Source organism: Acidovorax sp. Root219 (assembly GCF_001428665.1).
Taxonomy (GTDB): Bacteria; Pseudomonadota; Gammaproteobacteria; order Burkholderiales; family Burkholderiaceae_C; genus Acidovorax.
On sequence record NZ_LMIJ01000004.1, the window covers coordinates 200856 to 211956 of the forward strand.

Here is an 11101-nt window from a genome sequence, read left to right on the forward strand (position 1 = left end):
AGGGGAAGCGAGCGATGCTACCGGCGCACAGCGCACTGCGCCAGATGCAGCGCAGCACCGGGGTGCGCTGTCCGCCAGGCACTGCATCACGCAGCAACCCGCTGGGGGTTGTTGGGGTGGGTCGTCCAGTTCGCGTACTCGCCTGTGACCACCTTGCCCGTGCGCGCATCCACCTCGCCGGGCGCGAGGCTGCGCAGCGTGATGCACTCGGGCACGGGGCAGATGGAGACGCACAGATTGCAGCCCACGCACTCGGCATCGTTGACCTCGAACTTGCGCACGCCACCTTCCTTGGTGAAAGTGATGGCCTGGTGCGAGGTGTCCTCGCAGACCACGTGGCAGCGGCCGCACTGGATGCAGGCGTCCTGGTTGATGACGGCCTTGTCGATGTGGTCGAGGTTGAGGTTCTTCCAGTCCTTGACGGTGGGCACGGCCTGGCCCTTAAAGTCTTCAATGGTCTTGTAGCCGCGCTCGTCCATGAAGTTGGACAGCCCGTCGCACATGTCCTGCACGATCTTGAAGCCGTACACCATGGCCGCCGTGCACACCTGCACCGTGCCGCAGCCCAGCGCGATGTACTCGGCCGCGTCGCGCCAGGTGGTGATGCCGCCGATGCCGCTGATGGGCAGGCCTGCGGTCTGCGCGTCACGCGCGATCTCTGCCACCATGTTCAGGGCGATGGGCTTGACTGCCGGGCCGCAGTAGCCGCCGTGCGAGCCCCAGCCGTCGGTGCTGGGACTCATGGTCATGCGGTCCAGGTCCACGCCCATGATGGAGTTGATGGTGTTGATCAGCGACACCGCATCGGCCCCGCCCGCCTTGGCCGCGCGCGCGGGGTGGCGCACGTCGGTGATGTTGGGCGTGAGCTTGACGATCACCGGCAGGCGGCTGTAGTGCTTGCACCAGGCCGTGACCATCTGGATGTACTCGGGCACCTGGCCCACGGCGGCGCCCATGCCGCGCTCGCTCATGCCGTGCGGGCAGCCGAAGTTCAGTTCGATGCCATCGGCCCCGGTGTCCTCGACCAGGGGCAGGATGCTCTTCCAGCTCTGCTCCTCGCAGGGCACCATGAGAGAGACGATCATGGCCCGGTCGGGCCAGTTGCGCTTGACGCGCTTGATCTCTTCGAGGTTGGTGTGCAGCGGCCGGTCGGTGATCAGCTCGATGTTGTTCAGCCCGATCACGTGCCGGTCCTGCGACATCAGCGTGGCGTAGCGCGGGCCGTTGACGTTGACCACCGAGGGGTCCTCGCCCAGGGTCTTCCAGACCACGCCGCCCCAGCCCGCCTCGAAGGCACGGGTGACGTTGACTTCCTTGTCGGTGGGGGGCGCCGAGGCCAGCCAGAAGGGGTTGGGGCTGCTGATGCCCAGAAAATTGCTGCGGATGTCGGCCATGGTGTGGTGCTCCGGTGATGTGCGGTGATGGCGGCTGAACGGCGCTCAGGCGGCCAGTGCGGCGTGGATCGAGATGGCGGCCACCTTGCCGTGCTCCACGGCTTCCACGGTGAGGTCGCGCCCCCCGGCCCGGCAGTCGCCGCCGGCCCACACCCGGGCCAGGCTGGTGCGGCCGTCCGCGTCGGTAGCGATGCGCCCGCCGGTGAGCGCGATGGCCTGGCCCACGGGCTCGGGCACATAGGTCTGGCCAATGGCCTTGAGCACCATGTCGGCCGGGATCACGAAGTTCTCACCGGTTTCAATGAGCCGGCCGCCTTCCAGTGCCGTGGCGGCAAAGCGCACCCCGGTCACAGCGCCATCGGCACTGAGCACCTCCTTGGGCGCAGCGAAGTGGCGGATGGTGACGCCGTTGGTCTGCGCCCATTCCTGCTCGACGTGCGAGGCGGACATGCTCTCGGCCCCGCGGCGGTAGGCAATCGTCACCTCTTCGGCACCGAGCTTGCGCGCCTGCACGGCGGCATCCACCGCCGTCATGCCGCCGCCGATCACGACCACGCTGCGCCCCACGGGCAGGGTTGACAGGTCAGCCGTCTGGCGCAGCTCGGCAATGAAGTCCACGGCATTGCGCACACCGGTGGCCGTGGGCTCGGCGATGCCCAGGGCGTTCACGCCCGACAGGCCCAGGCCGAGGAACACTGCGTCGTGGCTGGCCAGCAGGCTGTCGAGGGTCATGTCGCGGCCCAGCAACTGGTGCGTGCGCACCTCGATGCCGCCAATCGACAGCAGCCACTCGACTTCCTTCTGGGCGAAGTTGCCTGTGGTCTTGTAGCTGGCCAGCCCGTATTCGTTGAGGCCGCCGAGCTTGGGGCGGGCGTCGAACAGCACGACGTCGTGGCCGCGCACCGCCAGGCCGTGGGCGCAGGCCAAGCCTGCGGGGCCGGCCCCGACCACGGCGATGCGCTTGCCGGTGGATGCGGCACGCTGGAACAACGGGGCACCGGGCTTGGCGAAGAAGGCATCGGTGGCGTAGCGCTGCAGCGAGCCGATCTCGACCGGCTTGTCCTCATTGGTGTTGCGCACGCAGGCCTGCTCGCACAGCACCTCGGTGGGGCAGACGCGGGCGCACATGCCACCCAGGGGGTTGGCCTCCAGGATGGCGCGGGCGGCGCCCCGGTTGTTGTCCTGCGCGATGCGGTGGATGAAGGAGGGGATGTCGATGCCCGTGGGGCAGGCCGTGGCGCAAGGCGCATCGTGGCAGTAGTAGCAGCGCTCGGCCTCGATCAGCGCCTGCGGGCGCGTCAGCGGCGGGTGGGCGTCGCCGAAGCGGGTGGCGTAGTCGGCCAGGTTCAGGCGTGCGGCATGAATGCCGCAGGCGTGGCTTGCGGGTGTGTCCATCAGATTTCCTCCGGCAGGGTCAGGGTGGGGGCAGGGGCGCTGCACGCCGGCAACGCAGCGGCGTGGCCCGATCCGCACGGACGGCGGCAGGGGGCTGCGCAAACAGTGCATGCACAAGGGCATGCAGCCGCAAATTCCGGAGGTTTCATCGTGGGCCTCGCTAGGGGTTGCAGGTGCCCGGTGCTTTGGCTGCACCGGTGCCCTGCTGGCTGTTGAATTTACCAACCAGTAAAAATTTACCAATTAGTAAAATCCCTACAGCAAGCCGCATGCCAGGCTTTTGCCAGCCACATTGACACACAATGGTGCAATGACCGACGCCCGACAGCCCCCCTCCGCCTCCGCCCGGCGGCGCCCGGAAGCCCCCAGCCCCCCGGCGACCGCCCCTGCCGCGGATACAGCCGCCAAGGCGCCCACCGCGTCGCGCCTGCTCAAGGAGCAGGGCATCCTGACCGAGGCGGAGAACCATTTCGCGCAGTTCGGCTTCGAGGGTGCCTCCCTGGAGAACATCGCGGCGGCCATCGGCATCAGCCGGCACAACCTGCTGTACTACTTCCCGAACAAGGAAGCGCTGTACCAGCGCGTGCTGGACGACGTGCTGACCCAATGGCTCGCGGGGATGGAAGACCTGTCGCACAGCGACGACCCCCAGCAGGCACTGCGCCGCTACATCCGCGCCAAGCTGCGCTACTCGCGCGAGCGCCCCAATGGTGCAAAGGTATTCACCAAAGAGGTGATTGCCGGTGCACCACGCTATGGCAAGGCCATCGCCGCGCGGGTGGGGCCGCTGCTCAAGGCCGAGGTGCGCACCTTTGAGCGCTGGGCGCGCGAGGGGCGTATCGCACGCGTGAACTTCACCCACCTGATGTTCATCATCTGGTCCGTAACCCAGGCGTATGCCGAGCAGGAAGCACAGTTCGCCCTGCTGCTGGGCAAGCCCGCGCTGACCGAGCGCGACTACGGCAAGGCCGAGGAGCTGATCTGCCGCATGGTGATCAAGGCACTGGAACCTGACGCGGCGCTGGACAACCCGCCCAGGGCGGACTGACGGACGGCATCACGCGGGCTGTGCTGCGTAGCGGGCCAGGCGTTCGCGGTCGAGCAGTTCGACCACGCGGTAGCCCACACGCAGCATCCCCTCTTCTTCCCATTGCTTGAGCTGGCGGTTGATGCTCTGGCGCGACACGCCGAGCATGAAGGCCAGGTCCTCCTGCGACACGGCCAGCACCACCGTGGTGGACTCCGCGCTGGCGGGCCGGCTGTCCAGCGTCACGAGCCGGTGCGCCAGCCGCACGGACAGCGGCTGCAGGATGGCGTCGTCGATCCAGGCCAGGGCCTGGCGCAGCCGCAGGCACACCAGCCGCGTGAAGGCCATGTGCAGCGCCGGCTGCGTGGCGATCAGGTGGTGGAAATCCGCCGCCTGGACCACGGCCACCTCCGACGGCTCCACCGCGCAGGTGTCGTACACCCGCTGCTGACCCACGAACAGCGAGACCTCGCCGAACCAGTGGCCCGGCTCCAGCACGGCGATGACGGCCTCGCGCCCGTCGGGCGCGGCCACGCTCACGCGCAGGGCGCCCTGCACCATGCCGAACAGCGCGTCGGGAGCCGACCCCTTGAGGAACAGCGAATCCCCACGCTGCAGTTGCCGGCGGTGCGCCACCTGCAGCAGGGCGTCCTGCACCTCCTGCGGCAAGCGCAATCGCTCATCGGCACGGTGCCCGAGGTGGGCCGGAAGGTCGGTATCGGGTGCCGGTTCGGGCTGGGAAGGCATGGCGTGCGCTCGGGGCGAGGTGGCTGGCGGCAGCCATTGTGTGGGCAAGGGGGGTCGCCATGGCGACGTCCGGCGGACATCTTCGGGTTTGTACCACCCCCCAATTGCCAACACCGGACAGTCTCGCCAGGGCGGCCTGCGGATAGTGGACCGGTGCGCGGCAGGCCCCTCGGGTCGCCGCACTCCTTGAACCGCCATCGACCTGAAGGACGCCCACATGACCACCCCCACCACCGAACGCAATGCCCGCCGCGAGAAGACCGTGCTCGACCACTTCGCCGACGAAACCCGCCAGGATTTCGATGCCGTGCTCGGCACCTTCCCGCACCCGCACTACGAACTGATCCCCACCGGCGAAGTGCACGACGGCAACGAGGACGTGCGCCGCTACTACACCGCCACGCGCCAGGCCTTCCCGGACCAGCGGCACGAAATCATCGAACTGCGCCATGCCGGCGACTCGGTCATCGTGGAGTTCTGGCTGCTGGGCACGCACAAGGGACCTCTGGGCGCCTTGCCGCCCACAGGCAACACCTTCCGCTGCCGCATGATCGCGCTGTTCATCTTCGACGAGGCCGAGAACCTGGTCTGCGAGCGGGTGTACTTCGACACGCTGACCATGCTGCGCCAGTTGCTGGTGGGCGTGCCACCGGCCGCGCTGCCCGGCATCATCGGCTCGCTGCTCGGCGGCCAGGCAGCCACCTCCGGCAAGACACCGGTACCCGAGCAGGCCACGGCATGATGGGGCGCCTGCAGGGCCACCACGCGGTGGTGACCGGTGGGGCCCAGGGCATCGGCCTGGCGATTGCACGCCGCTTCCTGCACGAGGGCGCCAACGTCTCGCTGTGGGACATCAGCGACCGCCAGTTGCAGGGCGCAGCGCAGGCGCTGGACGCGCCGGGTCGGGTGTTCACCGCAGGCGCCGACGTGCGCGACGAGGCCGCCGTATCCGCAGCCGCCGAGGCCAGCGCCGCGGCACTGGGCCCGGCCACCGTGCTCGTGAACAACGCCGGCGTGCTGGGCCCGCTGGTGCCCACCTGGGAGCACAGCGCGGCCCAGTGGCGTGCGGTGCTGGACATCAACCTCACCGGCGCCTTCCTGTGCTGCCGCGCGCTGGTGCCGCAGATGCTGGCAGATATCGCCGGTCAGCGCGCGCCCGCGGTCGGGCGGCGCGTGGTCAACATCGCCTCGGTCGCGGGCAAGGAAGGCAATGGCCTGAATGCCGCGTATTCGGCCTCCAAGGCCGGGCTGATCGCGCTGACCAAGTCGATGGGCAAGGAACTGGCCAGCGCAGGCGTGCTCGTGAACTGCATCACCCCGTCGGCCGCAGAGACAGCGGTGTTCGACGGCGTTCCCGAAGAACACCGCGCCCAGCTGCACCAGGCCCTGCTGTCGCGCGTGCCCATGGCCCGCTTCGTCGAACCAGCCGAGGTGGCCGCCATGGCGGCCTGGCTGGCGTCTGCCGATTGCTCGTTCAGCACCGGCGCCGTCTTCGACATTTCGGGCGGCCGCTCTTTGTACTGAGGAGACCTTATGAACATGATGACCGAACCCCTCTCGCCGGCCAGCCTGCTGCAGCCAGTGGCCGACTTCGACGGCGCACGCAGCGCCCCCACGCCGCAGGACCGGCTGCGCGCGCTGCGCCGCGCGGGCGAGCAGTTCCGCGAGCGCTTTCTCGGCGAACCTGCCGTGCGCTATGCGCGCAGCTTCGACCTGCTGCGCATCCCCTACCCGGCCTGGTATGCCTTCAACGGCGTGTATTCGCAGCAGTTGCTCAAGCCGCACATGGTGCACCTGCTGGCGCGCACGGTGCTGGTGCAGTTCGAGGATTTCGAGGGGCACCTCAGAAACCTGCTGTTCACCCCCGCCGATTTCGAGACGGGCAGCGAGACGCCCTATTTCAAGCGCCTGAGCGAGCAGACCCCGAAGTTTCTGCACGGCGTGATCGCGCCGGTGTACGGCACGGTGCTGCAGGCCCTGGCCTCGGTGGGCGTGGCGCCCGGGCAGATCGACTTCATCACCTACGACCACCTGCACACGCAGAACCTGCGCCGCTGGCTGGGCACGGGCAGCGAGCGCGGCCTGCTGCCCAACGCCCGCCTGTTGGTGCACCGCCAGGAGCTGGCCAGCGTGGCCGGCCTGCTGCCCACGCAGGCCGACTGGTACTGCCCCGAGGGGTTGCAAGGCGTGGCGCCCGAACGCATCGTGCCCTTCGACGGCAGCGTGCAACTGGGGCGCGGCATCGCGCTGGTGCACACGCCGGGCCATACCGAGGGCAACCACTCGCTGGTGTACCGCACGGGCGACGGCATCCGCGTGAGCAGCGAGAACGGCGTGAGCGCCGACAGCTGGGCGCCCGAGGCCTCGCGCCACAACGGCATACGCCGCTACGCGAAGGCCACCGGCTCCGAGGTGGTCCTGAACGGCAACACCCAGGAGGGCAGCGTCGACCAGTACCTGTCGATGGTGCTGGAGAAGACCATCGCCGGCATGTCGGCCACGCACGGTTTCAGCAACGTGGTGCCGTCCAGCGAATGCTCACCGCACTGGCTGTTTCCGGGGGCGCCGACCAGCCACCTGTGGGGTGCCACCACGTCCGGCGTGCTGCAGCGACCTGGGTGATATCGACGGCGGTTCCCTGCGCGGCTTTCCACACAAACAACACGAGACAAACGCCATGAACTCCCCCACCGCCCTTTTCCCCGCTGCGGCAGGTGCCACCCAGGCACCGTCCACCGCCGACGACGCCACCTACCGCCAGATCGCCTGGCGGTTGATCCCGGTGCTGTTCGCCTGCTATGTGTTCAATTACTTGGACCGCACCAACATCGGCTACGCCCAGTTGCAGATGAAGAGCGACCTGGGCTTCAGCGACGCGGTGTTCGGCCTGGGCGCGGGCATCTTCTTCATCGGCTATGCGCTGTTCGAGATACCGAGCAACATGCTGCTGGCGCGCGTGGGCTTTCGGCTCACGCTGCTGCGCATCATGGGGTTGTGGGGCCTGGCCTCGGCCGCCACGCTGTGGGTGACCACGCCGGCGCAGTTCTACGTGCTGCGCTTCCTGGTGGGGGTATTCGAGGCGGGCTTTGCGCCCGGCGTGCTGTTCTACCTCACGCTGTGGTTTCCCTCGCAGCGGCGGGCCAAGGTCACGGCGTTGTTCTTCATGGCCTACGGCGCGGCGCCCATCGTCGCCGGGCCGCTGGCGGGCGCCAGCATGACCTACCTGGACGGCCTGCTGTCGCTGCGGGGCTGGCAGTGGCTGTTTCTCGTGGAAGGGGTGCCCTGCGTGCTGTTGGCCGTGCTGGCGTACAAGCTGCTCGACGACGGGCCACAGGCCGCCCGCTGGCTCACGCCCGCGCAAAAGCGCCAGGTGCAGGACGATCTGGCACGCGACCAGGCCGCCAGCGGCGCGGATGCGCGCAGCAGCTTTGGCAGCGCATTGCGCAACGGGCAGGTGTGGCTGCTGGGCTTCATCTCCTTCCTGGTGATCCTGGGCATCTACGCCATGTCGTTCTGGCAGCCCACCATGCTGCAGTCCATGGGCCTGTCGGTGATGCAGATCGGCCTGTACTCGGTGGTGCCGGCAGTCACGGGCATCGTGGCCACGCTGCTCATCGCCGGGCATTCCGACCGACGGCAGGAGCGGCGCTGGCATTTCGCGGTGACGGCCTGCATCGGCGCGGCCGGGCTGTCGCTCACCACCCTGTTCATGCAGAGCCCGGTGGCCGCAGTGGCATGCCTGTCGCTGGCCTCGGTCGGCATCTCCAGCGCCTTCGCCATCCTCTGGGCCGTGCCCGGCAGCCTGCTGAGCCGCAACGCTGCGGCGATGGGCATCGCCCTCATCACGACCATTGGCGGCACGGCCGGCGTGGTGGCGCCGGTGATGGTGGGCGCCATCAAGACAGCGACCGGCGGCTTCACGCTCAGCCTGTACCTGCTGAGTGGCGCCCTGGTACTGGCAGCGGTGCTGATGGTGCTGGCCGTGGGGCGCGGCAGGCAGGCAGCGCGCTGAACCCATCTCCCTCGGGGCCTGGGACAAATTGCCCCACCCCACCCGCGCACAGGGGGCCGGGACGATAATGCGGCCATGTACGCGCTGCGCACCTCGTCACTGCTGGCCCGCCTGATCCTGGCGTGGTTCGTGCTGACCGTGGGCGCGGCGATCGCGTCGCCCATCGTCCACCCCCAGGCCCTGCAGATGGTCTGCACCACGGGCAGCACCGTCAAGCTGGTGGCGGTCAGCGAAGATGGCGGTGCCACCGAACTGGGGCAGCACACCCTCGATTGCGCCATGTGCCTGGGCGCCAGCGCACCGCCGCCACCCGTGCAGCAGCATGCACAGCGCCATGAGCCTCTGGCGCACGCGCTCGCGCCCGCTGTGGCTGCCGCCATCGCTGCCATCGTTGGCGCTCCCCTGCCCGCCCGCGGGCCACCGACCTCCCTCGCCTGACACCTGCGCTGCTGCGTGCCCACCCAGGGCATGCGCGCGCTTTGAGCGGTAACCACCGCGCCTTGGCGGCGCCGGTGCGCGCCTCGGCGGTAGCCCGCCGTCCGATCCTCGATACGTACCCCCATGAACACCCCATCGACACCACCACGCCTGGCCGCTGCCGCAGCGCCGGGCCCCTCCCACCACCGCCGCGGCCTGCTGGCCCTGGCGCTCGCGCCCCTGCTGGCGGCATCGCTCGCCGGCTGCAAGAAGGCGCCAGTGGCCTACAAGGGCATGGACATCACCGGCGCCGAGTACGCCCGGGATTTCCAGCTCAAGGATGCCCAGGGCCAGGTGCGCACACTGGCCGACTACCGGGGCAAGGCGGTGATGCTGTTCTTCGGCTTCACGCAGTGCCCCGACGTGTGCCCCACGGCCCTCACCCGTGCGGCAGAGATCCGCCGCCTGCTCGGCGACGACGGCCATCGGCTGCAGGTGGTCTTCATCACCATCGACCCCGAGCGCGACAACCCGACCGTGCTGGGCGCCTACACGCAGGTGTTCGATCCGAGCTTCATCGGCCTGTATGGCGACCTGGAGCAGACGGCCGCGGCAGCCAAGGAGTTCAAGGTCTATTACAAGAAGGTGCCCACGGGCGCGTCCTACACCATGGACCACTCCGCGTTCAGCTATGTCTTCGACCCGCAAGGCAAGCCGCGCCTGGTGCTGCGCCACGAACAAAGCGCCAAGGACTGCGCCGACGACCTGCGCCAGTTGCTGCACTCCGCCTGAACCCCTTCCATCCACAGAGACCATTCCCATGCATTCCATCCAACGATCCATTCTGGCTGCCGCTTGCTTCGCCGCGCTCGCCATCCCGGCCTTCGCCCAGGTCACCGTCAAGGACGCGTGGGTGCGCGCCACCGTGCCCCAGCAGCAGGCCACGGGCGCCTTCATGCAGATCCAGGCCGCCAAGGACAGCAGACTGGTGTCTGCCAGTTCCCCGCTCACGAGCGCCGTCGAGGTCCATGAGATGGCCATGCAGGACAACGTCATGCGCATGCGCCAGGTGCCCGCCGTCGAGCTGCCCGCCGGCAAGGCAGTGAACCTCCAACCCGGCGGTTACCACGTGATGCTGATGAACCTCCAGCAGCAGGTGAAAGAGGGCGACACGGTGCCGATCACCCTGGTCTTCGAGGGCAAGGACGGCAAGCGCGAATCGGTGGAGGTCAAGGCCCCCGTGCGACCGCTCAACGCCGCAGCGCCAGCTGCGGCCCAGGGTGCGCACAAGCACTGAACGCCATGGCAAAGCGGACAGTGGGTCCGCCGCCGCTCTGGTACGGATTTGCATCCAATCGAACAATCCGACGGAAAGCCGCTGACGGCGCTTGCTACAGCGCCGCAGGGCGACCCAACGAGCGACGGTGTGCCGCTCAGTTCAGCGTGTGGACGACCTTGTAGCGGCCGGCACGGACCATCTCCGCTGCGGCCGTGGCATCGTCACCCACACCGTACCCCACCACCAACTGCACACCCTCCAGCCCGCTGAAGTTCAGGCCGGACGCAATGTTCACGGGCACCGTGCGGGGCAGCGGGCCACGTCCGTACGCCGGGAAGACGCCTCCGGTGTAGGGCGCCCATCCGTTCGGGCCCAGGAAGAGGGCCGTCGATCCGGCGAGTGCGGCCACATAGACCCGCCCCGTCTTGCCGCGGTGCAATGGCGATATCAGGGCGCCCACGTCCACCGTGACGTTGCTCAGGGGGCCATCCTGCCCTCCGGCAAAGGTGCCGGGGGCTTCACCCACCCGGCCAGCATCGAATGGTGCCCCATTCGCCAGCGTCACCCGCACGGGAGTCGTGGATTTGTCCGGGGCGCCTGTGGCCAGGTGGGTGGTCTTGCCCCACACCCAGACGCTGCCGTCCGTTCCAATCACGCCAGAGATCGCAGACCCCGCCGCTGCTGCAACCACGGGCGGCAGGCCCGCAATGTGCGCGATCTTGGGTACTTCGGTCGAGGGGTTCACCAGAGTGCCATCGCCAAGCTGGCCGGCGCTGTTGACGCCGCAGGCATGCACGGCGCCATCGGCATCGACGAACAGGGTGTGGCCT

12 protein-coding genes are annotated in these 11101 nt (G+C 68.7%); 8 read left to right on the forward strand and 4 right to left on the reverse strand.

The window, feature by feature from the left end; translation table 11 throughout:
* Positions 1 to 86 precede the first annotated feature (86 nt).
* Both preA and ASE28_RS05405 read right to left on the reverse strand, forming a co-directional pair.
* Positions 87 to 1394, reverse strand: coding sequence for an NAD-dependent dihydropyrimidine dehydrogenase subunit PreA (gene preA, locus ASE28_RS05400; RefSeq protein ID WP_057265243.1), 1308 nt, complete (start codon positions 1392 to 1394; stop codon positions 87 to 89).
* Positions 1395 to 1439: 45 nt separating this feature from the next.
* Entirely contained in the window at positions 1440 to 2789 is a 1350-nt protein-coding gene (locus ASE28_RS05405) for an NAD(P)-dependent oxidoreductase (RefSeq protein WP_057265244.1), read from the reverse strand.
* Between the two features lie 310 nt (positions 2790 to 3099).
* Here ASE28_RS05405 and ASE28_RS05410 point away from each other — a divergent pair, with 310 nt between their 5' ends.
* A complete protein-coding gene (locus tag ASE28_RS05410) occupies positions 3100 to 3837 on the forward strand; it encodes a TetR/AcrR family transcriptional regulator (protein ID WP_057265245.1) in 738 nt (245 codons plus the stop codon).
* Between the two features lie 9 nt (positions 3838 to 3846).
* Here the strand turns inward: ASE28_RS05410 and ASE28_RS05415 are convergent, their stop codons facing one another.
* Positions 3847 to 4563 carry a Crp/Fnr family transcriptional regulator gene (locus tag ASE28_RS05415; protein WP_057265246.1) on the reverse strand — a complete coding sequence of 239 codons (717 nt, stop codon included), beginning with the start codon at positions 4561 to 4563 and terminating at the stop codon, positions 3847 to 3849.
* Positions 4564 to 4780: 217 nt separating this feature from the next.
* Here ASE28_RS05415 and ASE28_RS05420 point away from each other — a divergent pair, with 217 nt between their 5' ends.
* The 7 genes from ASE28_RS05420 to ASE28_RS05450 all read left to right on the forward strand — a co-directional run bounded on the left by ASE28_RS05420 (position 4781) and on the right by ASE28_RS05450 (position 10289).
* Positions 4781 to 5305 carry an ester cyclase gene (locus ASE28_RS05420; protein WP_057265247.1) on the forward strand — a complete coding sequence of 175 codons (525 nt, stop codon included), beginning with the start codon at positions 4781 to 4783 and terminating at the stop codon, positions 5303 to 5305.
* The gene (locus ASE28_RS05425) at positions 5302 to 6087 is read left to right on the forward strand and encodes an SDR family NAD(P)-dependent oxidoreductase (RefSeq protein WP_082607919.1); all 786 of its coding nucleotides are present in this window, start codon (positions 5302 to 5304) and stop codon (positions 6085 to 6087) included. Before ASE28_RS05420 ends, ASE28_RS05425 begins: the two co-directional genes overlap by 4 nt.
* Before the next feature lie 9 nt (positions 6088 to 6096).
* Positions 6097 to 7185: a hypothetical protein gene (locus ASE28_RS05430; RefSeq protein ID WP_057265252.1), complete on the forward strand. Its 1089-nt coding sequence runs from the start codon at positions 6097 to 6099 to the stop codon at positions 7183 to 7185.
* Between the two features lie 55 nt (positions 7186 to 7240).
* The gene (locus ASE28_RS05435) at positions 7241 to 8575 is read left to right on the forward strand and encodes an MFS transporter (protein ID WP_057265254.1); all 1335 of its coding nucleotides are present in this window, start codon (positions 7241 to 7243) and stop codon (positions 8573 to 8575) included.
* Positions 8576 to 8650: 75 nt separating this feature from the next.
* Positions 8651 to 9013, forward strand: a complete 363-nt coding sequence (locus tag ASE28_RS05440) for a hypothetical protein (protein ID WP_057265257.1) — start codon at positions 8651 to 8653, stop codon at positions 9011 to 9013.
* A gap of 123 nt (positions 9014 to 9136) precedes the next feature.
* Entirely contained in the window at positions 9137 to 9784 is a 648-nt protein-coding gene (locus ASE28_RS05445) for an SCO family protein (RefSeq protein WP_057265259.1), read from the forward strand.
* 28 nt (positions 9785 to 9812) lie between these two features.
* A complete protein-coding gene (locus ASE28_RS05450) occupies positions 9813 to 10289 on the forward strand; it encodes a copper chaperone PCu(A)C (RefSeq protein ID WP_057205199.1) in 477 nt (158 codons plus the stop codon).
* A 136-nt stretch (positions 10290 to 10425) separates the two neighbouring features.
* Here ASE28_RS05450 and ASE28_RS05455 read toward each other — a convergent pair.
* Positions 10426 to 11101: hypothetical protein (locus ASE28_RS05455; protein ID WP_369818119.1), on the reverse strand; the 676-nt coding region annotated here is incomplete at its 5' end.

Bases quoted from the DNA above. Each gene is read 5' to 3' on its own strand.
- ASE28_RS05445 (WP_057265259.1), top strand. From the start codon at position 9,137: ATGAACACCCCATCGACACCACCACGCCTGGCCGCTGCCGCAGCGCCG.
- ASE28_RS05425 (WP_082607919.1), top strand. From the start codon at position 5,302: ATGATGGGGCGCCTGCAGGGCCACCACGCGGTGGTGACCGGTGGGGCC.
- preA (WP_057265243.1), bottom strand. From the start codon at position 1,394: ATGGCCGACATCCGCAGCAATTTTCTGGGCATCAGCAGCCCCAACCCC.
- ASE28_RS05410 (WP_057265245.1), top strand. From the start codon at position 3,100: ATGACCGACGCCCGACAGCCCCCCTCCGCCTCCGCCCGGCGGCGCCCG.
- ASE28_RS05405 (WP_057265244.1), bottom strand. From the start codon at position 2,789: ATGGACACACCCGCAAGCCACGCCTGCGGCATTCATGCCGCACGCCTG.
- ASE28_RS05415 (WP_057265246.1), bottom strand. From the start codon at position 4,563: ATGCCTTCCCAGCCCGAACCGGCACCCGATACCGACCTTCCGGCCCAC.
- ASE28_RS05450 (WP_057205199.1), top strand. From the start codon at position 9,813: ATGCATTCCATCCAACGATCCATTCTGGCTGCCGCTTGCTTCGCCGCG.
- ASE28_RS05440 (WP_057265257.1), top strand. From the start codon at position 8,651: ATGTACGCGCTGCGCACCTCGTCACTGCTGGCCCGCCTGATCCTGGCG.
- ASE28_RS05420 (WP_057265247.1), top strand. From the start codon at position 4,781: ATGACCACCCCCACCACCGAACGCAATGCCCGCCGCGAGAAGACCGTG.
- ASE28_RS05435 (WP_057265254.1), top strand. From the start codon at position 7,241: ATGAACTCCCCCACCGCCCTTTTCCCCGCTGCGGCAGGTGCCACCCAG.
- ASE28_RS05430 (WP_057265252.1), top strand. From the start codon at position 6,097: ATGAACATGATGACCGAACCCCTCTCGCCGGCCAGCCTGCTGCAGCCA.